The sequence below is a fragment of the Flavobacterium sp. UBA7680 genome (genome assembly GCF_002482975.1).
GTDB lineage: Bacteria > Bacteroidota > Bacteroidia > Flavobacteriales > Flavobacteriaceae > Flavobacterium.
On the sequence record NZ_DLHA01000018.1, the window covers coordinates 1 to 24,407 of the forward strand.

Below are 24,407 nucleotides of genomic sequence, written 5' to 3' on the forward strand. Positions count from 1 at the left end.
TCTTTATTCTTTATTCTTTATTCTTTATTCCTTATTCTTTATTCTTTATTCTTTCAGCAAATTTCTAGAGATAACTAATTTTTGAATTTCAGTAGTTCCTTCTCCAATTGTACACAACTTAGAATCCCTGTAGAATTTCTCTACTGGAAAATCTTTTGTATAACCATAGCCACCGTGAATCTGCACTGCTTCATTTGCAATTTTAACGCACGCTTCTGAAGCATACATTTTTGCCATTGCACCCAATGTTGTTACCGGTTTATGCTGCTGTTTTAAATATGCCGCTTTGTGCAGTAATAATTCTGAAGCTTCGATTTCTGTTGCCATATCGGCCAGTTTAAATGAAATTCCCTGAAAACTACTGATTGGCTGACCAAACTGATGTCTTTCTTTTGAATATTTTAGTGCAGCTTCATAAGCGCCTTTTGAAATTCCTAATGATAAAGCTCCAATAGAAATTCGGCCTCCGTCTAAAATTTTCATTGCCTGAACAAATCCTTGTCCCACTTCGCCTAATCTGTTTGCATCTGGAACTCGGCAGCTGTCAAAAACCAATTCGGCAGTTTCACTTGCACGCATTCCTAATTTATTTTCTTTTTTACCAGATGAAAATCCTGCCATTCCTTTTTCTAAAACAAAAGCAGTCATTCCTTTAGAATCTCCTTTTTCTCCTGTTCTAACAATTACAACCGCTACATCTCCAGAAATGGCATGTGTAATAAAGTTTTTAGCACCATTAATAATCCACGAGTCCCCGTCTTTAACAGCTGTTGTATTCATTCCTCCTGCATCAGAACCTGTATTATGTTCTGTTAAACCCCAAGCTCCGATATATTCTGCTGTAGCTAGTTTTGGCAAATACTTTTTCTTTTGTTCTTCGTTTCCAAAGGTCAAAATATGGTTGGTACAAAGCGAATTATGCGCTGCAACTGATAAACCAATTGAAGGATCTACTTTTGAAATCTCTTCGATAACAGTAATATATTCGTGGTAACCTAATCCAGATCCTCCATATTCTTCGGGCACTAAAACTCCCATAAACCCCATTTCTCCCAATTTTTTAAATAAATCAACCGGAAAAATCTGGGCTTCATCCCACTCCATTATAAAGGGCTTAATATTTTTTTCTGCAAAGTCTTTTATAGATTGAGCAATCATCGACTGCATTTCGTTATAATCAAAATTCATTATGTACTATTTTTTTAGAACTCCAAATATAAACTAATTATTTTTGCTTTTTCAACAGGAAAACCTTTAATTTTTGACAAATCCTCAATATTATTAAAATTTCCGTTCATGCTTCGATAGGTGACAATTTGTTTTGCAAGTGTATATTTAAAGTACGGAAACTGTGATAATTCCTTTAATGTCGCGTCATTTATGGCTATCTTCTTAAAACCTGACGGCATAATTACTTTAAAATGGCTATTAAGTTGGGCTATAACTTCTGGAGAAAGTCCCCAAACTTCTTCAAGCTGTTCCATAGAAACGAAACCCCCTAAAACTTCTTTTTGTTTTAATATTCTTGAAGACAATGCTTCGCCAATACCATATATTGCAATTAAATCTTCCTGACTGGCTTGATTTATATCTTTAATTATTATGCTTTCTTTTTTGAAAGATGCTTTTTGAACGTACTCTTTTTTCTCTGTTTTAAAATCGTTTTTCTTTTGTGTCCAATCCGGAAATTTAAATAAGGGAGACATTACCTTTAATAATGAATCTGAAATTTGTGTTACTTTTTGAAATTCTTCGGCTGAGTTTACGTATTTATCTTGCTTTCGGAAAGCTAATAAACGATCTATTTCTTGAACAGACATTCCGAGTTTGTATCCTTTATAATCAGAAATAAAATTTGGGTTGAAAGTATACACTTTTTGTTTGTCCTTATATTTTGTCTCTTTCGCTGCATCTATTTCTTTTTGTAAGGAGAGCCATTTATTCTCTTCAGGAAAAGTTTTTTCATACTGGTTAAAATCGGCAAAGAAATAAATTAACTGTAGTGTAATGATAATTATAAAAAGTAAAAAAATACCGATTCTTTGCTGGCTTGTAAATTTAAAATATTGACTGAACATCTTGAAATTTGAGATTATTATAAATGTATTGCTATTATAAAAAGTATAAAATACGGGATAAAATTTATATTTATTAGGAAAAATACTAAAAATATTATTTGTAAATTTGATACTTTAAACTCAATCGATATAATAGAGATTAAAATAAACTCAGCTCTTACAGAACATTGCAAACAGAATAAATCAAAAATTTAAATATTTTATAACTTAAAATATCATAATTGTTTTTATTTTTTACAAAAAACGATACATTTGGAGCTTAATAACAATAAACCAATAAAATAGTATGTCAATTTGGAGAGTTAAACCAATATCTGCCTTTGAGGCCGATATGAAAAAAAGTGATTTAAAAAGAGTTCTTACAAGATGGGGTTTAACTTCATTAGGAATTGGGGCAATCATAGGTGGAGGAATTTTCACTTTAACAGGAATCGCAGCTCATGATTATGCGGGTCCAGCTTTGGCTCTATCCTTTGTTATTGCAGGTATAGGCTGTTTATTTGCTTCTCTTTGTTATGCTGAATTTGCTTCAGTATTACCGGTAGAAGGTTCTGCATATGCTTATGCATACGGAACAATCGGCGAAATTTTTGCCTGGTTCATTGGATGGAACTTAATTCTTGAGTACATGATGGGTGCCACCACCGTCGCCGTCGCCTGGAGCGGGTACTTTGTAAAACTTCTCCATTTATTTGGAATTAACATCCCAATCTGGCTCTGCAACGATTTGCATACTGCTACAGAAAAAATCATCGAACATAATAAAGAGTTTCCTCACGATTTAATCGATCTTCCAAATTTTGCTTTTAACTTACCTGCTTTTTTAATTACATGGGTTGTAACTGCGATTCTTGTAAAAGGAATTAAAGAGGCTGCAAGTACAAATAATATTATTGTAATAGTAAAAATTGCTGTAGTTCTTTTTGTAATTGTTTGTGGTGCTTTCTACATCAATACTGAAAACTGGCATCCATTTATTCCTACTGAAGTTCCTGCTCTTGATGCATTAGGAAATGCAACTGGGAAGATGAATTTCGGATTTGGAGGAGTATTAACGGCTGCAACAATTGTATTCTTTGCTTATATTGGTTTTGATGCTGTTTCGACTCAGGCCGGAGAAGCAATCAATCCTAAAAAAGATGTACCATTTGCTATTATCGCTTCTTTAATTATTTGTACAATTCTATATATTCTGGTTTCATTAGTATTAACCGGAATGGTTCACTACGATCAATTAGACAAAGCTGCTCCGGTTGCTTCTGCTTTTAGTGAAAATGGATTAACATGGGCTGTATTTATTATCACAATTGCTGCAACTGCAGGTTTAACATCTGTAATGCTTGTAATGATGCTTGGACAAACTCGTATTTTCTTAGGAATGTCTAGAGATGGTTTATTACCTCCATTTTTCAGCAAACTTCACACAACTTTCAAAACACCTTATAAGAGTACCTATTTAGTTGGAACAATTATTTCGATTGTTGCTGCACTTACTCCAATTGAAAAAGTGAGTGAAATGTGTAGTATGGGAACATTATTAGCATTTGGAATGGTATGTGTTGCCGTTATGATTTTAAGATATAAAAAACCAGAATTAGAAAGACATTACAAAACTCCGGCGGTTTATTTAGTTGGAACTTTAGGGGTATCTTTCAACTTATTCTTAATGACTCAGGTAAGACACGATACTTGGATCGCTTTTTTAAGCTGGGGAACTTTAGGTATTATTGTTTATTTTGCTTACAGTAAAAAACGAGCAAAACTTAACAATCCTCAAAACGAAACTGAAGAAATCTAAAAAGATTTATCATAAAAAAACCTGTTCAATTGAACAGGTTTTTTTATTTTTTATATCGTCAACTTTTGAATTATAAATCAAAAACAGAAGTCCTTTTTGCACGGATTAAATCTTTAAGGCGAATCCAAAAAGCTAATGTTAGGTAAACTCCAAAACCTAAACCAGCCGTTACAAACGAAATATAAATAAAAAATAACCTTACGCTTGTGACACGCATTCCCAGTTTATCAGCCAGTCTGGATGATACATGAAAACCGTATTTTTCAAAAAAGAATTTTAATTTTAAAATAGCAGACATTTTTTGATTTTAGATTTAAGACATTAGATTTTAGATTTCTTTGACTTGCTTAAGGCAAAAGTACAAATTATCTCATTATCACATTTTCTAATTATCTAATTATTTTTAAGCAGCTCCATTCCTATTGCGCATTTTAAACAAGCTTTATGGTTGCAATATTCATTTTTAAGTTCTAATAAAGTTTGGGTTTCGAATGCATTTTTAGATTTTATTCCGAAGGAAGTAAACTTGTCGATAATGGCATTTTTTTCTGGTGCGACCTCATTCAAAAAATCAATTAAATCTTCTGAAACAGAATCTCCCATTATGTTTGAATATGCAAACTGAATTGGAATTATAGTGTTTATGATTACTAAATCAACGAATGATTTGGATAATGTTTTCGCTTTCTTCGGGCTTTCTTTATCAAATTGATAATGATTCTGCCAATAGGAACTTGCAGAGACATTCAGCAAATCATACACGTTTTTAGCTGATTTTAGCGCAATTATTTTCGAAAACAAGTTTTGATGTTTGTGATATAAATTAGCAAGCTGAGAAAGCCGAATTGTTGGAAAATTATCTGGTCGAAGTTTAAAAAACTGAACGGGATCTATAAATGTTTTTTCTAACTGATATTTATGCAGCAGATAAAAATATCTAAACTTTAAATCTTTAAAATAAACATCTTCCTTTTCTCCATCTAATAAATTTAAAGTTCCTAAAAGTAAAGACTCCAGATTTTCTACTTCAAAACTTTCTTTTCTGATGATGGAAAAAGGAATTGATTTTGACATTTGAAGAAAGGCCGATCCGTTTGTATTTAAACCGAAGTTCTTCGCCAAAAGACAAAACAAAACCGCTTCCCAATCCTGATTAGTTTCTTCCAGCAATTCGTAAACAAACTTTGATTTGCGTTCTAATCGTTCAAAAAATAATCTTTCCTGCCAGTTTTTAAAAACAAAGCTGTCTATTTCATGTATTTGCTTTTCGCACGAAATCCATGTTTTAGGAGAAACCAATGCGTTGTAATTCTCTAAAACTTCTTTTTCGACATAATCTTTGAGAATCAAAACCGGAATTTCGGTATTATTTTCTCTAAAAATTGCGGTGTCGTTTTCCCAAACTACATGAAGAATTACATTTTCGTAAGCGGCATCTTTTTCATGATTATGCAGATACCAATCGGAAGATTTTACATGAATCTCTACATTTCCAGCCCATTTTTGATCACCGATTTTAATGTGCGCGTTAAAAAAATCAGGTCCTGAAAGTTCTAAATAATCACCTGTTTTAATAATGGTAATAGATTCATTTTGAGCAGTTACAAGATTCAAAGTATCGAACTTTTTGAATCTCCATAAGTAATGAAGAAAGTCTTCTTTCATTTTTAGATTTTATATATTTCAAAAATCTAAAAATAATAAATTTAATATTATTCTTACAAATAATACAATTTATTTACTGAAGCATATATAACTTAGCACAAGCTCTTGCATCCGAAAGTGCTTCGTGGTGATTTAACTGTATTTTCATTTCGCGACAGCAATCACTTAATTTTGTTGGCTTTAAACCTTTTGCCTTGTAAATTTTAACGGTACATTCCCATTTTGGAGCAATATTTAAATCTTCATAATTTAAACCGTGCAGCAGCATTGACTTCATTAAAACATTCCGGTCAAAACTTTCGTTGTGCGCCACCACAACTCTATTTTTTAATCTTTTCTCGATTTCAGGATACACCTGAAAAAAAGATTTTGCGTTAGCTGTGTCTCTTGGATAAATACCGTGAACTCGAATTGTAAACGGATTGTATTCGTTATTAGGCGGTTTAATTAAAGTAACGAATTCATCTACTATAATCCCGTTTTCAACAGTAACAATTCCCACAGAACACGGATGATGCCCCGTTGCTGTTTCAAAATCTATGGCGGTAAAAGTCATTCTTTAATCATTTTTAAAAGATAAAATCCATAAATCTAACTGTTCAAAAGCTAGATTTATGGATGAAAATTATTTTGATAAAGTTCTTATTTAATAGAACCTATAATGTCATATTTAGTAATAATATGATGGTTTCCGTTTCCTAAATCAATTAAAACGGCATCATTTTCTTTTGTAAATAATTTCGAAACTTCTTCGATTGGAGTTCCTAATTTTACAATTGGGAAAGGTTTTCCCATTACTTCTTTAATTGGTTTTTCGGCTACATTTTTATCGGCAACATAACTTCTAAACAAATCTGTTTCATCAACAGAACCCACAAATCCGTTGATATCAACAACCGGAATCTGTGAAATTTTATATTTACGCATACGTTCAATCGCGTGCGAAACTAATTCTTCTGTACGAACAACGATTAATTCTTTATCGATATGATCTTTAATAACATCTTCTGCTTTTGTAACGTTTTCTTCTAAGAATCCGCGTTCGCGCATCCAGTCGTCATTGAACATTTTACCTACATAACGGCTTCCAGAATCATGAAATAATACCACAACAACATCATCTGGCTTAAAGTGCTCTTTTAACTGCAATAAACCTTTGATACAAGCTCCGGCAGAGTTTCCAACAAAAATAGCTTCTTCCATCGCAATTTTTCTTGTGTAAACCGCTGCATCTTTATCGGTTACTTTTGTGAATCCGTCAATTAAAGAAAAGTCAACATTTTTTGGTAAAATATCTTCTCCAATTCCTTCTGTTATATATGAGTAAATTTCGTTTTCGTCAAAAATTCCGGTTTCGTGGTATTTTTTAAAAACAGAACCATACGTATCAATTCCCCAAATTTTAATGTTCGGGTTTTTCTCTTTTAAGTATTTTCCAACTCCGGAAATTGTTCCACCAGTTCCAACTCCCACCACAAAATGCGTGATTTTACCATCTGTCTGTTTCCAAATTTCTGGTCCCGTCTGCTCATAATGTGCCAATGAGTTTGACAAATTATCGTATTGGTTTACATACCATGAATTTGGAGTTTCCTCTGCCAAACGTTTTGAAACTGAATAATAAGAACGAGGATCTGTAGGTTCAACATCTGTAGGGCAAACGACTACTTTTGCGCCAACAGCACGCAGAATATCCATTTTTTCTTTAGACTGTTTGTCTGAGATTACACAAATCAATTTGTAACCTTTTATAATTGCAACAAGAGCAAGTCCCATTCCGGTATTTCCAGAAGTTCCTTCAATAATAGTTCCGCCTGGTTTAAGTCGTCCGTCAGCTTCGGCATCTTCAATCATTTTCACGGCCATTCTGTCTTTTACAGAATTTCCAGGATTAAAAGTTTCGACTTTTGCTAGTACTAACGCATCAATTTCAGCAACAATTTTGTTGAGTTTTACCAATGGCGTATTACCAATTGTTTCTAAAATATTATTTGAAAAGTCCATTTTTATTTAAGTTTAATATTTGGTTTTAAAGTAAAGTTACGTTTCGTTTCGTTTTCTATTGGAAGAAATTCCAGACTAACCCAAATCTGATTACAAAATCACGATACGGGCTATTTGGCGTAGAGTAATAATTACTGCTTGAAAATAAAGCGTTTAAATGTTCTCCTTTGATATAAAAACGCGTCTGGCGAATTCTTGCATTTATGAAAACATCAAAAGTGGCATAATTTCCAATTTCTTTTTTATCCTGCACAAAAAACTCCCCAATAACCGGGTTGTAATCATTAGCATAATATTTAGTAAAGTAATTAAATACAACACCTGCCTGAGCATATAATGCTTTTTTGAAATAATAATTTGAGTAATAAAGTGTATTTCTGGTTACGAAATCAGGTACATTTAAAATCAAATCTGATTGATCTACTTTTTGGTATAAAAGTGTATTGTCTAAAGCAAAGTTTCCAAATTTAAATTCTCTATTTGCTTTTATTTCTAAATAATTAATGGCGTTTCCGTATTGAGCCGGTTCTATGAGTTGAGTTCTTACTGCATCGTCATCAGCATCAGATTTATCTCTAAAATATAAATGATCATTTAAAACAGTATAATTAACTTCTGCATTTAACCAAGGCGTATAAATATTTGCTCCTAATGTATTGATCTTTTCATTTTTAAAATCATTCGACCAGTTGTAGGATACATAACTGCTTTGGTATAAATTATAGTTGTTGTTTGGCAGTTTATTGATATTTCTGTATCTAAAATCAAACTGAATCTTGTCGTTTAATGTATAACGTAATTTTGCATCAAGATCAGAAAGTGATTGATTCGTAATCGATCTTGTGTACAAGAATCGGCCATTCCATTTATTTTTTTGATATTCGTACTGTCCACCTACATTGTTAATCTGTAGAAATAAATTATCCTGAATAATTCTGCCATCTTTAAAAATAATAATTTTATCATATTGATAATTAGACCTGTAATCATCAATAAAGAAATTAAATTTTCCTAAAAGAGAATTTTCATAAGCAGCTCCAACTTTGTTGTAAAGTCTTTCAAAATGTGTTTGATCATTTATATTGCTAGTCACATACGATTCACCAAAACGTTTTACAGGATCTTCGATTCCATCAACTGCAGAAAGTACTGTTGGCTGGTTGTATTCGAAAAATTTATTCTCGTAATTTAATTGATGGTTTATATATAAATTATTGTCTCCATGTGTAGGATTTATTCTAAAAGCGTGATCAAAAAATAAACGTCTTCCTTTTAAAAATGACTTGGCATCGGTTAAATAAACTTGCAGACGCTGACGGTTTTTAAAATCGGGATCGTCGCTTTCAAAATCTTCCGGAGTTGTAATTCCTCCGTTTTCTTCATTCGAATTATCCTGATACGTATAATGTGCATTCAACGCATACCTTCTGTTCGTTGTCGCGTAACTTGTTGTAAATCTAAAATTTCCGGCGCTTACTAATTGGTTTATATAATCTCCTTCTGAACGTAAACCTCGGTATGCAATAGAAAAATTAAGGTTTTTAGACACGTTTAGCGTAATGAACGAATCAACATTTTGTCCTTTATTAATCGTTGTATTAAAAAACAATTCTGTAAAAGGTGTCGCTGCTGAGTAATATCTAACTTCGTCTGCTTGTATATAATTCGAATGCATGGCACTAAAACCAATTTCCGGATACGGCGAAAAACTCGTTAAACTATATTGTAATGTATTTAACGGCTGACCAATATTAGAAGATTCTAAAAGTCCAAAAAGATCTTTTCTAAGATGATTTTGTTTGTAAGCACCTTTTATTGTCAGCGACGTATCGGCATAAATAGTATCATGTTCCAGCGTAATAATTTGGTATTGATCTATCGTTGCAATTTTTGCCTTCTTCTTTTTAACAGTATCTGTTATACTAGAATATTGCGTATTCATATCTAAATTATTTTTAGAAGCTGGTTTTGGTTTTTCCTGAGAAAACAATAATGCTGGTACAATTAATAGATATAGAAAAATGAATATTCTCATTTGATGGCTTTATATGTAATTATTTCGACAAAATTTGTTGAGCAAAGGTAAAAGATAAATATGTATAAATAAAAAAACACTTCAATTTATACAATTACCTTGGCAGACAGTATGAAAACGAATATTTTTGTATAAAATTTTATCATATTTGCCTTTTAAAATTTCAAAAAGATGCTTGCAAAAAATTTCTCGGGATTTGCTTTAGAAACTGGAACTGACGAGGCTGGGCGCGGCTGTCTTGCGGGACCTGTAACTGCCGCAGCCATAATTCTGCCTGAAGATTTTGAACACGAAATTTTAAATGACAGTAAACAATTGTCTGAAAAAATGAGATTTTTTTTAAAACCCATTATTGAACAACATGCTGTGTGTTTTGCTGTAACACATTTATTTCCAGATGAAATTGACGAAATCAATATTCTGAATGCTTCGATGAAAGGAATGCAGGAATGTATTTTAAAATTAAAGCATGTTCCTGAATATATTATTGTGGATGGAAACCGCTCAATAAATGCAAAATTGGGTTTGAAAAACAGTTTTGGAAAACAATTTTCCAAGGAAGAAATCGCATTGCTAAAATCAATTCCGAATCAAAGTATTATAAAAGGCGATGCTAAATTCCTGAGTATTGCCGCAGCTTCTGTTTTAGCAAAAACGTACCGCGACGAATATATGGATCAAATTCACGAAGAATTCCCAATGTATAACTGGAAAAAAAATAAAGGTTATCCAACAAAAGAACACCGCGAAGCCATTAAAAAATATGGCCCAACAAAATACCATAGAATGAGTTTTAGGCTTTTGCCTGATCAATTAGAACTCAATTTCTTTGAAGAATAAAAAAGGCTTATCTAAATTGATAAGCCTTTTTCGTTTTAAAAATCTGCCCCAACACATTCTTAACTAAAACTGAAATTTATATCCAAAATCTGGCGAAAAACCAATTTGGTCTTTTTGGTTTACGCTATTTGTTAATCTGTTATATTCTCTTGTAAACACGTTTGTATTATTGGTTACGTTTTGAAGATCAATATAAAACTGGTGGAATCTCTTTTTGGTTTTACTGTTTAATTTAATTCCGAATTTTACATCCAGTCTCAAATAAGCATCATATTGCTTGCTGAAAGCATTTGCATCATCTCTAATTTCATAACCCGCATTATTTGATGCAGCTAAATCAACAGGCGTATAATAACGTCCGCCTGCAGTTGTAAACTTGGTATCGATCGAAAATACATTTCTTTTTGCTTTGCCTACTTTAAACTCTTTTCCGCCTAAAAGATTGATTACGTAGCCATTATTAAAAGGAGAATTTCGTTCGATATTATCGCTTCCTTTATATTTACTTTCAAAAAGCGAAGTCGTAAACAAAGCATAATAACCTTCACTAAAGAATTTTTCAACTGTAAATTCAATTCCCTGATTAAATCCCGTTCCTTTACTTACCAAAGAAGTTTTATCGATAGAATAACCAAAATCTGCGCCTTCTGTTAGAGAAGAATAACTGCTTGGAAAAGATTCAACCGCAGCTTTGCTAATATCCTGATAATACAATTCGACTTTTCCACGCCATTTATTCGCCAAACGAACATCATAACCTAAAACATAGTGCTGACTTTGTACTAAATCCAGATTTTTATTGGTTTGAACCTGAGATCCGTTTACAAATTCATTCAAAAATAAAATAGGAACAGGAACACTTTGATGGTGAATTCCGAAACCAAAACTTACCGTGTTTTTAGGATTTAGGGCGTATGATAAAGCTGTTCTTGGCTCAAAAACAAACTGTTCATTGATCGAAAAATACTGCCCGTGAATTCCTGCGTTGAAAGTTAATTTTTCCGTCAAGCGGAATTGCCCCTGCGCAAACGGCTGCACAACATTATAATTTCCGTTGTTATTGATTAACGGAACAAAATCTGGAAAACCGTCTCCGTCTGAATCCTGCTGTCTGTCTCTGGAAGACATTTTTGCATCGAGCGTATAATTTTCATAAAGCAATCCTGCTCTAAAAGTTATCTTTTTATTGATTTTAGAATTGAATAAAGTCGAAAACGTAAATCTGTTTTCATCGTTTTTAATATCCGAAAACGGAAGTCTGTTTTCTGTTGGCATACCATAATTATAATAACGGAAATTTTTATACGAGTTATTGGCATTCGAATAACCTACAATGGTTTTTAGATACGATTTTGATCCAATCTCCAGATTATGTTTTAATCCGAAAGAAGCAAATCCAGACGTTACATAACTGTCTTCGTCCTGCGCTGCAAAAGGATCTTCTTTGTCGATTTTATCGCCAAGAAAATCAATATCAGAAACACCGTAAATTCCAAAAACAGAAAAATTACCCAATTTACTTTTTCCAAAATCAACATTAAAACTAATATCGCTGTAATTAGGCTGTGCATCAGTTCCTGCTAATCCGGTAATGCCCACAAAACCATATCTTGCCGCGGCAACAAACGATCCGCCTTTTTTACCCAGCGGACCTTCTGCCATAAACTCTAATCCCGGATAAGCTCCGGCACTAATCATATATTCGTATTCGTCAGGATTTCCTTTTCTAAAACCTAAATCAAAAACACCCGCAATTGCGTTTCCATATTCTGCCGGAAAAGCCGAAGTCAGGAAATCAGAATTTGCCAAAAGATTTGGATTTAATGCCGAAACCGGCCCGCCCGTTGTTCCTAAAGTTGAAAAGTGATTCGGACTCGGAACCGGCATTCCTTCAATTCTCCATAACATTCCCGATGGAGAATTTCCTCTCACAACAATGTCATTTCGGCTGTCGTCTCCGGTAGAAACTCCGGCAAAATTAGAAACCAAACGCGCTACGTCGCTACGTCCGCCCGCAAATCTGGTCACTTCTTCTGTAGTAAATTGTTTTGTCGAAACCAATGCCATTTTATTTAACGGCTTTGCTTTATTCGTTCCAGATGTTACGACGATTTCATCAAGCGTATTAAACTTTTCAATCAGCGAAACAGTCAGCAGGTTATCTTTTCCGGTGGTAACATCAAGATCTGAAACTGAAGTATTTTCATATCCCGTAAAACTTATATTGATGCTCTGCCTCCCAAGCGGAATATTGATTAACCTAAAACTTCCTTCTGAATCTGATTCTGTTTGAATACTTTCATCTGCAGCCAAATAAATTAGGGCTCCGACGATAGGTTTCTCAGATTGCTTGTCTATTATTTTTCCTCTTACAACGCCCGTTTGAGCATAGGAAATCAAGCCCAAAAGGCTTAAGACAATTGATATTATATTCTTCATTTTATTTTTGCTTTATTGGTTATAAAAGCAAAAATAGAATGCTGAGATTTCTTAAAAATTGACTTCGGTTAAGATTTACTGCTTAAAGTAATTCGGGTTCGAATTCGGCTTAAACTTTCCGGCTGAATTCCTAAATAACTCGCAATGTGTTTTAAGGAAACTCTTTCCACTACTTTTGGACAGTATTTTAAAAAACGTAGATAACGTTCCTCCGGAGATAATAATGACATGGCCATATTTCTTCCCGTTAAACCTTTAATCGTGCGTTCCATCATAATTCGCAGGAAAGAATTAAAAACAGGATATTGTAAAACTAATTTTTCAAAGTCTTCTTTGTAAGCCAAATAAACCACCGAATCTTCAAGAGCTTCAATATTTAATAAAGAAGGTTTGGCGTATAAAAAACTTTCAAAGTCTGAATACCAATCGTTTTCAAAAAAGAAATTTCCGGTTGATTCTACACCGTCAACCAAATAATAATAACGAATACTTCCTTCAGCAATAAAAATTCCGAAATTACAAATATCTCCTTCTACCAAAAGATGTTCGTTTTTTTTGACAGTTTTAAAGCGAAGTATGCTTTCAAAAGCCAAGCTTTCTTCTTCATTAAATTCTATCATTCGGGATAAATCTGTAATAACACATTCCATGATTATCAAGGTTTTAGATATGAAATAGTTTTTAGTTGTTAAAATAAATAACTAAAACTATCGAAAAAAATTGCGCTAAAAACTTTAATAAACAGAAACATAACATATTACACCGTTATTTAACTTCCCGTATGTTATTTTCTGCTTTTTAAGAATTCCGCAAATTGTTTAGTATCAAAATAAAATGGCCTGATTGCGGTAATTTTTCCGTTTTTCAAATCAAAATGTTCTGAAATAGGCATTGAAAGATATTTACCAGATTTTTTTGATTTGCATTTTATGGTAAAATAAATAATAACTTCATTTTTAGTTGCATCGCTAAAATAAGTAGGTTCTTTTTCAATTTCTAAATCAAAAAACTCAGTAGATTTAGCATACATTTTAGTCCATTCATTAAAGCCAACGTAAGTTCCGCCGTAAGGCAAACCTTCTGCTTGATTGTAAACTGCACCATCTTCAATTAATGCCGCCATTTTTACAAAATCCCTTGTTTTAAAAAGGCATTCGTAGTATTGTGCTACAACTTTATAGTTATCAGCTTCAAGGTTTTGTAAAACTTCAGCATCAGATAAAGTAACCTCATTATTCCAAAAACCAATAATTTTACTTACCTGACCTTTCCCATTTAATCTGGCAAAATCGCGTCCTCCCATTATAGGTTCTTTTTTCTTGGCATCAATAATTTTCCATTCCCAGGTTACGTAATTGTCTTTTACAACTTTTGCACCCGATGTCAATACCGCATCAGGAAACTTTTTATAAAATTCATTTATAACATTATTTAAAGCAATCTGCCCTTTTATAGAAGCTGAAGGATCTTCAAAAGTACTGTCGTCCAGCCAAATTGATTTGATCAGTTTTAATCTTGCATCACTATTTTTTTCCTGCCAAACTTTTTCGTAAACCGCAATTGGATTTAATTTTTCTTTCTTTTGAGCAAAAAGACCATTAAGCATAAATAGGAAACATACAAAGTAGATTTTTCTCATAAGTTGTTAGATTAGATTTAGTTAAAAGCTTATATTTTAAGTATAAAACCAAATTTACCATAAAAACATTAGAAAACCACGATAGTGCTGCAATTTACCATCAATTCAAAATCCTGAGCGTTTACTGACCATTTTTAGATTTTTTGCAATTATTCTTTTGAAAAATAAATTTCTATTGAAAAACAGAAACTTCGTCAACTAGTTTAAAAGCATTTTTAAGTTCATTTTCCCATTCTAAAACGCTTTCTACCGAGGCTCTATCTGCCTTGTCGAAATAAAAGTGCTGTTTGATTTCAAACCCGCAATATTTGAAAACTCCAATATCTGAAGTTAATTCCAAAGCTTTGTCCATTCCCATTGCTTCATGTTCAGCGTTTGATTTTCCGTGAGAATTTACAATAATGGCTTGTTTTCCTGTCAGCAGACCTTTTTGAACGCCCTGATCGTATCGATACGCAAATCCGTAACTAAAAACGCGGTCAATATAACCTTTCATAATAGCCGGCATTCCAGTCCACCAAATTGGGTAAACAAAAATAATTTGATCTGCCCATGAAATAAAATCCTGTTCTGTTTTGATATCTTCCGCAACTTGCCCCATTCTTTGTCCCTGCATATCCTGCAAAGATAAAACCGGATTAAAATTGATTTCGTTTAAATCGCGAACCACAATTTCTTGTCCTGATTTTTCTAAAGATGCTACGATTGAATTTTTGAAGAAATGGTTTAAACTTGCTTCGTTTGGATGTGCGTAAATAATTAAATTTTTCATGTTTTCTAGTTTTAAAGATTGAACATGACAAATGTATAACGCAAGTTTGGGGAGTAATTGTAAGAAAACGAAATTGCCTTTATTGAGGTTTTGAACTGCAGATATCGTTTTGAAATTTGAGGAACTTTGTTGGCGAAATATTCATATAATATTTAAAGTCATGAATAAGCTGACTTTGATCGTAATATCCACATTCGTCAACAATTGTTAGCCAGTCTATTTTTAACTCGTTTAGAATATTTTTCTGAATTTGATCAACGGCTTTTAAAAACCGTTCATAACGGTTGGCTTCTTTAACGGAATAACCAAAAACCTTTTTTTGATTGAGCTGAATGTTTCTTTCGGTTTGATTGATCTGCGAAGCAATCGCTTTTATGGGATTTAAGTTCTGATCCTGAAAATCGTTTAAAAGAGTTGTAATTGCCGTTTGTTCCCGCAAATAAGGTTTGCAGAAATCTAAAATATAATCGACACGTTCTTTTGGATCAGGAATATTTTGAAGTTCTTCCCATAAAACCGTAAAACAGTTTTCATTAATTAAATCATCGGGATGAATGGGCATTGAATCAAAAAGTGCGTTGCCAAAGAATCTGTAAAAAGCATCTTCTTTAAAATTGGCTACCAAAATCTGTGAGCCGGGTTCTAAAGTATAATCAAAAGCTTGTTTGATTGGTCCCAAAACAATACATTTTTCAACTTCTAAAAAAGTATTCTGCTGCGATTTTAAAGAGGATTTTGTTCCGAAGTTAAAAGCCAGAATGCTTTGAAAACTTGGTAATAATGTTTTGGTTATGGGAAATTCCGTTTTATTTTCGGCAAAGTAGAAATGCGAAAAAACAGTTTCAAATGCTGAAGGAACGGCAATTCTGTAATTGTTATTTTCTTCAGCATTTTTCATACTTTATCTTCTAAAGTTTTTTAATCCGTTTCTGTATCTAAAAAAATTAAACACATATAAACATAGCTTTTCAATGTGTAAAAAAGGGAATCAAGAGAAACTCATTTCTCACACATAGTATCTATGCGTATTTAGAGTAAGTGAAACGCCTTTTTTAAAGTAGCAAAATCTATGTTTCTATGTGTTAAAAATTATTCAACGTTTTTATTTAATAAACTCCGCTTCAAATAAATTAGCTACATGTTTGATAATTTTAGCCTTTACTTCTTCTTCGTCAACTTTTGCTACGCCAAGTTCTACGTTTAAAGAGGTAACGCCTTTTCCGCGAATTCCGCACGGAATGATATTGTCAAAATAACCTAAATCGACATTTACGTTTAAAGCAAACCCGTGCATGGTAACCCAGCGTGAAGCGCGAACGCCCATTGCACAAATCTTGCGTGCAAACGGAGTTCCAACTCCAAGCCAGACTCCGGTTTCGCCTTCGCTTCTGCCCGACTCTAAACCGTATTCTGCTAAAGTTAAAATCATTGCTTCTTCCAGAAAACGCAGATATTTATGAATATCCGTAAAGAAATTTTCTAAGTCAAGAATTGGATATCCAACAATTTGTCCTGGCCCGTGATACGTAATATCACCGCCGCGATTGATTTTATAAAAACTTGCTCCTTTTGCTTCGAGCTGTTTTTCGTTTAATAATAAGTTTTCCAGATCGCCGCTTTTGCCTAAAGTATAAACATGCGGATGTTCTACAAACAACAAATAATTTGGTGTTGGCAAGTCAAGTTCTTCTCTTCTGTTTTTGATTTTTAAGTCAACAATATCTTGAAAAAGCTCTTCCTGATATTCCCAAGTCGATTTATAATCTCGGTTTCCAAGATCTTGAAGTTGAATTTTTGTATTCATTTTAATTATTTTTCAAACTCAACGTCAAAGTTAAGTTTGTCAGGATTCTCCATATAATCCGTGAAAGTGTATTGAATTGTAATTGATTTTCTATCGTCGCTGAATAAGGCATTCGGATTCGATACTTTTTTTATTTTCTTCGGAAAGTGATATTTGATTATATAATTCGATGAAGCAAACATCATTTTAGACATATCTGGTGCCGAATCTTTTTTTACTTCTGCCAGTTTTTGCTTGTCAATTATTGCTTTTCTTGTAAATTTCTTTCCGTCGTAAGTATAACTTAGTTTGCTGTTATTGTTTCCAAAATTACTTCCCATTGGACTTGCCGCTGCTGCTCCGCCTTCTAATTTTTGAAGTGTACTTGCCGTTTGCAAAATATCCTGAAGCTCGTTTACACTTTTAAAATCAGTCTCCAAAGTCATTAAAAACTGTTTTTTCTCAGCGCTCATTTTGGTATGAACTACAAAATTTTCGAGTTTTTTAATTTCTTGCTGTGCTTCGGGAGACATTTTTGCGATGCTGTCTTTTTTATCTGCAAATAATTGTTTGAAGGTAAAAGTAGAATCAATGTCTTTTTTTGCGTTAGCCCCCATCTGACTGCCAACTTGGTCGCCCGCCATTTCCATCAATGCAGAACCATCCATGTCTACAGAGAATTTTCCGCTTCCGTTATCGTTAATGTAAATATTTTCAGTGAAAGTACAGCTTGTTAATGTCGCTATTAAAAAAGAAAAACTAAGTAGTTTGTATAATTTCATTGTAGTATAATTTTTTATCAAAGATACGAAGACTATTTTATTTTAAAGATACTAAGGTTCTGAGATTCTAAGGTACTGAGATTGGAGCGTGGTTTTTAATGTTTAAGTGGAAAATTGGCCACAAATTTTACAGATGAAACGGGTTTACACAGGTTATTGTTTAGCCTGAACTTTGTCAAAGTTTTAAACTTTGACAAAGTTGCCTACAGTAAAAAAAGAAATCAGTGTAAACCCGTTTCATCCGTAAAATCCGTGCGCCATAAAACCTACTCTAAAACTACTTCCAGATTTGTCATTTCGGGATCACGTAAACAATCTGAAAGCTGGAATTCTAAGGTTAGAGATTTTTTATCAGGGCTGATAACCACTTTTTCATTTGAAACTGATTTTATCTTTTGAGGAAAACTATATTTTAAAGTGTAAGTCTGGACTAATTTTAAGTTTCCGTATTTAGATTCATAGTTTTTATATCCGTCTTTTGCTTTTTGGAGTTCTTCTGCATTGATAATCGAAACGGAACGTTTAAAAACTTTTCCGTTAAAATCATACAAAATCTTGTAATAATGAGTTTCGGCGGTTAACGCATAATTATTTTGAAGATCGTCTGCATAATCTTCTGTTTTATACAAATCCGGAATTTCTGAAACTTTATTAAAATGAAGCGAAAAAACGCTTCGAAATTCTTTCTCAAACGAACTCTTTTTGAGATATACTTTTATATTGGTATATTTTTGAAACAGCTTTTGCTCTTCGGGTGTATATTTTAAAAATGTTTCCTTGTATTTTTCGATGTATTCCTTAAAAACATATGTTGTATCCTCAAATATATTTTCACGTCCGTACGATTCTCCCGCCAATTGCATATAACTATTTTCTTCGCGAAGCTGCTCCACTTTGATGTCTCCGCTTCCGTCAGGATTAATTGTAATGGTTTCGGTAATTTGACAGCTTGTTAAAAGAATTAGAAACAAAAAGGCTGATAGGTATTTCATTTTTTCGGGAAGGTTCTGAGGTTCTAAGTTGCTAAGATACTGCCTTTTTAATTTAATTTCTTACAGAAATTTCGGTTTGTGTGTCCTTGCGAGGAACGAAGCAATCTCACGATCAAAATGAAAACAATCCATCCATTTTCCCATTCATTTTAAAGATTGAAATCCAATAAATTGCTATTACAAAAAATCTAAAACCTGCATTCTAAAATCTACATTCTTTTCTTTATCTTTGCACACTTAAAAAAGAGCACAAAATGGCATTATCAGAACAAGAAATCATCAGAAGAGAAAAACTTCAAAACTTACGCAGTCTGGGAATCAATCCTTATCCAGCTAATCTTTTTCCTGTAAATCATACTTCTAAGCAAATAAAGGAGTCATTTGAAGAAGGTAAGAAGGTTATCGTTGCGGGTCGTTTGATGAGCGTGAGAGATCAGGGAAAAGCTTGTTTTGCTGAATTGCAAGATAGCGAAGGACGTATTCAATTGTACGTCAATCGCGATGTTTTGTGTGAAGGTGATGATAAAACTTTATACAATCAGGTATTTAAAAAATTAACTGATTTAGGTGACTTTATTGGTATTGAAGGAGAATTGTTTACTACACAAGTTGGTGCAAAATGTATTCGTGTAAGCGGATTTACTTTCTTAAGTAAAACATTACGTCCGCTTCCTTTACCAAAAGTAGATGAAGAAGGCAACGTTCACGATGCATTTAATGATGCTGAGTTACGTTACAGAATGCGTTATGTAGATTTAACAGTGAATCAACATGTTAAAGAAACTTTCATCAAACGTACCAAATTATTTAGCGCTATGCGTGGATATTTTAACGACGCTGGATATCTTGAAGTTGAAACTCCGGTTTTACAGCCAATTCCGGGTGGAGCTGCAGCGCGTCCGTTTATCACGCACCATAATTCGCTTGATATTCCGCTTTACATGCGTATTGCAAACGAATTGTACTTAAAAAGATTAATTGTTGGTGGATTTGAAGGTGTTTATGAGTTCTCTAAAAACTTCCGTAACGAAGGAATGGACAGAACGCATAATCCAGAATTTACTGCAATGGAAATATATGTAGCTTACAAAGACTACAACTGGATGATGGAATTTGCTGAAGGTTTATTGGAGCATTGTGCAATTGCCGTAAATGGAACGAGCGAAGTTACTTTTGGAGAACACCAAATCAACTTTAAAGCGCCTTATGCACGCGTTACAATGACAGATTCTATCAAGCATTTTACTGGATTTGATATCTCAGGAAAAACGGAAGAAGAATTGTTTGAAGCTGCAAGAGGTATGGGAATTGAAGTTGACAAAACAATGGGTAAAGGGAAATTAATTGATGAAATTTTTGGCGCTAAATGCGAAGGAAATTACATTCAGCCAACTTTCATTACTGATTATCCTAAAGAAATGTCGCCTCTTTGTAAAGAACACCGCGACAATCCTGAACTTACAGAGCGTTTTGAATTAATGGTTTGTGGTAAAGAAATCGCAAATGCTTATTCTGAATTAAACGACCCAATTGATCAGCGTGAGCGTTTTGAAGATCAAATGCGTTTATCTGAAAAAGGTGATGATGAAGCAAACGGTGTTATTGATGAAGATTTCTTAAGAGCGCTTGAATATGGTATGCCTCCAACGTCTGGAATGGGAATTGGAATGGATCGTTTGATTATGTATTTAACAAACAATGCTTCTATTCAGGAAGTTTTATTATTCCCGCAAATGCGTCCGGAGAAAAAACAAGCTCAAATTGAACTTTCTGACGAAGAAAAAGTAATCATTACTTTATTGAAAGGAAATGAAAATAAAATGGAATTAGGACAACTAAAAGTTACTTCTGCTTTAAGCGGTAAAAAATGGGATGTGTCTATGAAAAACTTATCGAAACATGGTTTGACTAAAGTTGTCGTTGACGGCGAGTTTAAAACTGTGGAATTGGTGGAGTAATTTTTAAAAAATCCAATTTGGAAATTACAAATTCCAAAAATTGAATAATATTCAAACCCGACAGGTTTAAAAAACCTGTCGGGTTTATTTTTTTATATCTTATTGATGTCGAATTAGATTGTGTAGACGCACTGCTGTGCGTCTCTACGGAATATCTTTGTCTATATTTTACTTACAATACATATATCCAACTGAAACCTCATCAACTGGACTGAAGTCCAGCCCTACAATATAAATCAAGCTGAAGCTTTTTTTCTAGTTCCGAAGGAACAAATTATATTGTAGAGCTGGACTTCAGTCCAGTTTAAATAAATTTATATTTACATTAAAATTGGAATTTAAAACGAATACCTCTCCAACTTCTTATCATAAATATCCAAAACCTTAGTACTTTCTTTTGGAAGATCACCTTTCCATTTTTCTTCAATAGATGGATTTGCTGGATATTTTCCGTTTTTCATTTTTAGATGATGAAATAAACCTCCGCTTTTCATTAAAAGATCATAAAATTTTTCTGTTGATGAAGTCGTTACATAAATTGGAAAATCGGTAACGGTGAAATGATTTATTACACTTCCGTCGTTATTTAAAATATATCCTGAACAGCCTCCGCTTCCGCAGAAATAGGAATTGGAGAAACCAACAAAATATTCATTTTTCCGATCATTATTTAAATCAAAAGCTTCATAATAAAAGAATCGGTCTTCTTTTGTCATTGCGTGAATATCTTTCTTTAATAAAATATTCAATTGCTTCCGAATCAATTCGGCTGCTTTATCATCTTTTGCGGGAGCATTACTTACATCAGCAGTTCCTCCAATTGTTTTATACAAAGTATCCTGAACAATTGTTTTAATGATATTTTTTGATTCCGTTTTACTTTGACAAGAATACAATGCCAAAATCCCAATTAGAACTAAAATTTTATTTTTCATAATCTGATATTTTTATAAATAATTTCCAAACCCGACAGGTTTTTAAAACCTGTCGGGTTTAACGTAACGGATAATTTAAATTAATAAAGCCGTTTTATTTTCAATATCATTTTGCGTCAATAATGATTTTATATTATTAAAAGTTACCAAAGCAATCTGCGTTAAAGCTTCATTGGTAAAAAACGCCTGATGCGCCGTTACCAAAACATTCGGAAAACTCATCAAACGTTGAATCGCATCATCCTGAATAATATCGGCAGAAAGATCCCTAAAGAATAGTTTTTCTTCCTGTTCGTAAACATCAATTCCTAAATACCCAATTTTACCTTCTTTTAAACCTTCAATAACGCAGGCAGTTTCAATTAATCCGCCGCGGCTTGTATTGATAATCATAACGTTTTCTTTCATCAAAGCAATCGAATCTTTATTAATGACATGCTTTGTTTGATCGTTTAGCGGACAATGAAGCGAAATAATGTCACTCGATTTAAATATTTCTTCTAAACCAACGAAAGAAACACCATCTTTTATCATTTCATCATTGGTAACAATATCATACGCCAAAACTTTACAGCCAAAACCCAAAGCGATTTTAGCAAAAGCTTTTCCAATATTTCCCGTTCCGATAATCCCGATTGTTTTTCCGAATAAATCAAAACCTAACAATCCGTTTAAAGAAAAATTTTGTTCACGAACTCTGTTGTAAGCTTTATGTGTTTTTCGGTTTAAAGTTAAAATCATGGCCATGGCGTGTTCTGCAACGGCTTGTGGCGAATAAGCCGGAACTCGGCACACTTTTAAATTGTATTTTTTAGCAGCTTCTAAATCAACATTATTAAAACCTGCACAGCGTAGTGCAATGATTTTTACCTTTTTCTCTGCCAATTGTTTAATTACAGCTTCGTTGACAATGTCATTTACGAAGACACAGACAATTTCTGCTTTTTCAATTAAAATTACCGTTTGCGGATTTAATTGTGTTTCGAAGAAATCCAGTTCAAAACCAAAATCGGCATTGTATTTATTGAAAAACGTTTTATCGTAGGGCTGTGTTGAAAAGAAAGCTATTTTATGGTTTGAAAAAGAAGAGTTCATGATAATTTATTTTTGGATTGCATTTTATTGGTTTCCTAAAAATAAGAAAATATTTTCAATATGCAGGAAAGCCTCAACCTTAAATATTTACATTTCAAAAAGTTAAATAAACAGCAATTCAAACAATATTAATTAAACCTATTCAGTTTAATAAAGTCTAAACACTATAACCTTAAAAGAACAAATCATGAAAAAATTATTTATCGCAGCTATGCTATTGATCGGAATAGCAAGTTTTGCACAAGATGGCGATCAAAAACCGGCACGTGAACAAAGAGAAAAATTAACTCCCGAACAACGTAACGAAAAACAATTACAAAAGTTAACTACAGAATTGGGTTTAGATGCTAATCAACAAGCACAGGTAAAACAACTACTGGCTGAAAGAAGCGCTAAAGCAGAAAAATTCAGAGAAACAAGAGAAGCAAGAAAAGACAGCGATGTAAAACCAACTGATGCTGAAAAAGAAGCTTTTAAAAATGAATTAAAAGCAGAAAAAGAAGGTAACGAAGCAAAAATGAAAGCAATCTTAACTGCTGATCAATATACAAAATGGCAATCTTTAAGAGAAAAAAATAAAGAAAAAGCCAAAGACAAAATGAAAGATTACAAAAAAGAAAACAACTAAATATAGTTTACAAAAAGAGGCCATTGAGCCTCTTTTTTGTTTTCAGATCTTATTATGTTTTCCTTAATAGTTTCTGTTAATTAAAAGATAAATCTGACAATCTCATTAAACTTAATAAATCTGTTGATGTCTAATTGCTATAAACCTTTAAAAAAGACGAAAATGAAAAAATTATTTATTGCAGCTTTATTATTCGTTGGAATAGTAAGTTTTGCGCAAGACATCAATCAGAAAACAGCACGCGATCAAAGAGAAAAATTAACTCCGGAACAGCGTAATGAAAAGCATTTACAAAAACTAACTTCTGATTTGAATTTAGATAAAAAGCAACAGGAACAAGTAAAACAGCTTTTGGCTGAAAGAAGTGCTAAAGCAGAAAAATTTAGAGATTCAAGAAAAGACAGTAAAACTAAACCTACTGATGCAGAAAGAGAAGCTTTTAAAAAACAAATTACTGCCGAAAGAGAAGAAAATGATGCTAAAATGAAAGCGATTTTAAATGCTGATCAATACACAAAATGGACGGCTCTAAAAAAAGAACATGAAGGCCACAGCCGAAAAGGAGATCATAAAGATCATAAAACACCGCAGGAACGTAATGAGGCACATTTGCAAAAGTTAACAACTGATTTAAACTTAAATGCTGATCAGCAAAAACAAGTAAGTGAACTTTTATCTGAAAGAAGTACAAAAATGGAAATGCTTAAAAAAAGCAGAAAAGATGCTGATGCAAAACCAACTGACGCTGAAAGAAAAGCCATGAAAAAACAAATGGAAGAAGATCACAAAGCTGCCGATGAAAAAATGAAATCTATTTTAAATGCAGATCAATATAAAAAATGGACTGCCATTAAAAAAGAGCATAAAGACAAAATGAAAGACCACCGAAAAGACAAAATGTAATTGAGATCAAAAAAAAGAGGCTTTTTAAAGCCTCTTTTTTGTTTTTATAAACACGGATTTC

The 24,407-nt window shown here is 32.9% G+C and carries 22 protein-coding genes; 5 read left to right on the forward strand and 17 right to left on the reverse strand.

Features of this window, described 5'->3' with window-relative positions; translation table 11 throughout:
- Window positions 1–45 precede the first annotated feature (45 nt).
- Together B3C18_RS04280 and B3C18_RS04285 are read right to left on the reverse strand one after the other, a co-directional pair.
- Window positions 46–1,188 carry an acyl-CoA dehydrogenase family protein gene (locus B3C18_RS04280; RefSeq protein ID WP_291142934.1) on the reverse strand — a complete coding sequence of 381 codons (1,143 nt, stop codon included), beginning with the start codon at window positions 1,186–1,188 and terminating at the stop codon, window positions 46–48.
- Between the two features lie 14 nt (window positions 1,189–1,202).
- Window positions 1,203–2,078 carry a ComEA family DNA-binding protein gene (locus tag B3C18_RS04285; protein ID WP_291142937.1) on the reverse strand — a complete coding sequence of 292 codons (876 nt, stop codon included), beginning with the start codon at window positions 2,076–2,078 and terminating at the stop codon, window positions 1,203–1,205.
- A gap of 286 nt (window positions 2,079–2,364) precedes the next feature.
- Between B3C18_RS04285 and B3C18_RS04290 the strand changes: the two genes are divergently transcribed.
- Window positions 2,365–3,876: an amino acid permease gene (locus B3C18_RS04290; RefSeq protein WP_291142939.1), complete on the forward strand. Its 1,512-nt coding sequence runs from the start codon at window positions 2,365–2,367 to the stop codon at window positions 3,874–3,876.
- 70 nt (window positions 3,877–3,946) lie between these two features.
- On the opposite strand, the gene B3C18_RS04295 is transcribed toward B3C18_RS04290, so the two are convergent.
- From B3C18_RS04295 to B3C18_RS04315, 5 genes are all read right to left on the reverse strand, one after another.
- On the reverse strand, window positions 3,947–4,174 hold the full coding sequence (locus tag B3C18_RS04295) for a PspC family transcriptional regulator (RefSeq protein ID WP_007810860.1): 228 nt from the start codon (window positions 4,172–4,174) through the stop codon (window positions 3,947–3,949).
- A gap of 95 nt (window positions 4,175–4,269) precedes the next feature.
- Window positions 4,270–5,541 (reverse strand): DUF2851 family protein, encoded by a 1,272-nt coding sequence (locus B3C18_RS04300; protein WP_291142960.1) that lies wholly within the window; start codon window positions 5,539–5,541, stop codon window positions 4,270–4,272.
- A 73-nt stretch (window positions 5,542–5,614) separates the two neighbouring features.
- Window positions 5,615–6,097, reverse strand: a complete 483-nt coding sequence (locus B3C18_RS04305) for a 3'-5' exonuclease (RefSeq protein WP_291142962.1) — start codon at window positions 6,095–6,097, stop codon at window positions 5,615–5,617.
- A gap of 86 nt (window positions 6,098–6,183) precedes the next feature.
- The gene (locus tag B3C18_RS04310) at window positions 6,184–7,545 is read right to left on the reverse strand and encodes a pyridoxal-phosphate dependent enzyme (RefSeq protein WP_291142965.1); all 1,362 of its coding nucleotides are present in this window, start codon (window positions 7,543–7,545) and stop codon (window positions 6,184–6,186) included.
- A gap of 55 nt (window positions 7,546–7,600) precedes the next feature.
- On the reverse strand, window positions 7,601–9,580 hold the full coding sequence (locus B3C18_RS04315; RefSeq protein ID WP_291142968.1) for a putative porin: 1,980 nt from the start codon (window positions 9,578–9,580) through the stop codon (window positions 7,601–7,603).
- A 171-nt stretch (window positions 9,581–9,751) separates the two neighbouring features.
- On the opposite strand from B3C18_RS04315, the gene B3C18_RS04320 reads away from it, so the two are divergent.
- Complete coding sequence (locus B3C18_RS04320) at window positions 9,752–10,420, forward strand: ribonuclease HII (protein WP_291142971.1); 669 nt, start codon at window positions 9,752–9,754, stop codon at window positions 10,418–10,420.
- A 63-nt stretch (window positions 10,421–10,483) separates the two neighbouring features.
- Here B3C18_RS04320 and B3C18_RS04325 read toward each other — a convergent pair whose 3' ends face one another.
- The 8 genes from B3C18_RS04325 to B3C18_RS04360 form a co-directional block, all read right to left on the reverse strand.
- On the reverse strand, window positions 10,484–12,859 hold the full coding sequence (locus B3C18_RS04325; protein ID WP_291142974.1) for a TonB-dependent receptor: 2,376 nt from the start codon (window positions 12,857–12,859) through the stop codon (window positions 10,484–10,486).
- A 68-nt stretch (window positions 12,860–12,927) separates the two neighbouring features.
- A complete protein-coding gene (locus B3C18_RS04330) occupies window positions 12,928–13,509 on the reverse strand; it encodes a Crp/Fnr family transcriptional regulator (protein WP_291142977.1) in 582 nt (193 codons plus the stop codon).
- Window positions 13,510–13,643: 134 nt separating this feature from the next.
- Window positions 13,644–14,498 (reverse strand): nuclear transport factor 2 family protein, encoded by an 855-nt coding sequence (locus B3C18_RS04335; RefSeq protein ID WP_291142980.1) that lies wholly within the window; start codon window positions 14,496–14,498, stop codon window positions 13,644–13,646.
- A gap of 172 nt (window positions 14,499–14,670) precedes the next feature.
- Window positions 14,671–15,270 carry an NAD(P)H-dependent oxidoreductase gene (locus B3C18_RS04340; RefSeq protein ID WP_291142983.1) on the reverse strand — a complete coding sequence of 200 codons (600 nt, stop codon included), beginning with the start codon at window positions 15,268–15,270 and terminating at the stop codon, window positions 14,671–14,673.
- A 79-nt stretch (window positions 15,271–15,349) separates the two neighbouring features.
- Window positions 15,350–16,168 (reverse strand): AraC family transcriptional regulator, encoded by an 819-nt coding sequence (locus B3C18_RS04345; protein WP_291142986.1) that lies wholly within the window; start codon window positions 16,166–16,168, stop codon window positions 15,350–15,352.
- Window positions 16,169–16,372: 204 nt separating this feature from the next.
- Window positions 16,373–17,074: a lipoyl(octanoyl) transferase LipB gene (lipB, locus tag B3C18_RS04350; protein WP_291142989.1), complete on the reverse strand. Its 702-nt coding sequence runs from the start codon at window positions 17,072–17,074 to the stop codon at window positions 16,373–16,375.
- Window positions 17,075–17,079: 5 nt separating this feature from the next.
- On the reverse strand, window positions 17,080–17,835 hold the full coding sequence (locus tag B3C18_RS04355; RefSeq protein ID WP_291142992.1) for a hypothetical protein: 756 nt from the start codon (window positions 17,833–17,835) through the stop codon (window positions 17,080–17,082).
- A 266-nt stretch (window positions 17,836–18,101) separates the two neighbouring features.
- Complete coding sequence (locus B3C18_RS04360) at window positions 18,102–18,827, reverse strand: hypothetical protein (RefSeq protein WP_291142995.1); 726 nt, start codon at window positions 18,825–18,827, stop codon at window positions 18,102–18,104.
- Between the two features lie 254 nt (window positions 18,828–19,081).
- On the opposite strand from B3C18_RS04360, the gene lysS reads away from it, so the two are divergent.
- Complete coding sequence (gene lysS / locus B3C18_RS04365) at window positions 19,082–20,785, forward strand: lysine--tRNA ligase (protein ID WP_291142998.1); 1,704 nt, start codon at window positions 19,082–19,084, stop codon at window positions 20,783–20,785.
- Between the two features lie 338 nt (window positions 20,786–21,123).
- Here lysS and B3C18_RS04370 read toward each other — a convergent pair whose 3' ends face one another.
- A complete protein-coding gene (locus tag B3C18_RS04370) occupies window positions 21,124–21,720 on the reverse strand; it encodes a hypothetical protein (RefSeq protein WP_291143001.1) in 597 nt (198 codons plus the stop codon).
- A gap of 75 nt (window positions 21,721–21,795) precedes the next feature.
- Window positions 21,796–22,815, reverse strand: coding sequence for a 2-hydroxyacid dehydrogenase (locus tag B3C18_RS04375; protein WP_291143004.1), 1,020 nt, complete (start codon window positions 22,813–22,815; stop codon window positions 21,796–21,798).
- Between the two features lie 187 nt (window positions 22,816–23,002).
- On the opposite strand from B3C18_RS04375, the gene B3C18_RS04380 reads away from it, so the two are divergent.
- Both B3C18_RS04380 and B3C18_RS04385 read left to right on the forward strand, forming a co-directional pair.
- Window positions 23,003–23,443 (forward strand): hypothetical protein, encoded by a 441-nt coding sequence (locus tag B3C18_RS04380; RefSeq protein WP_291143007.1) that lies wholly within the window; start codon window positions 23,003–23,005, stop codon window positions 23,441–23,443.
- 162 nt (window positions 23,444–23,605) lie between these two features.
- Window positions 23,606–24,346 (forward strand): hypothetical protein, encoded by a 741-nt coding sequence (locus B3C18_RS04385; protein WP_291143010.1) that lies wholly within the window; start codon window positions 23,606–23,608, stop codon window positions 24,344–24,346.
- Window positions 24,347–24,407: the final 61 nt, after the last annotated feature.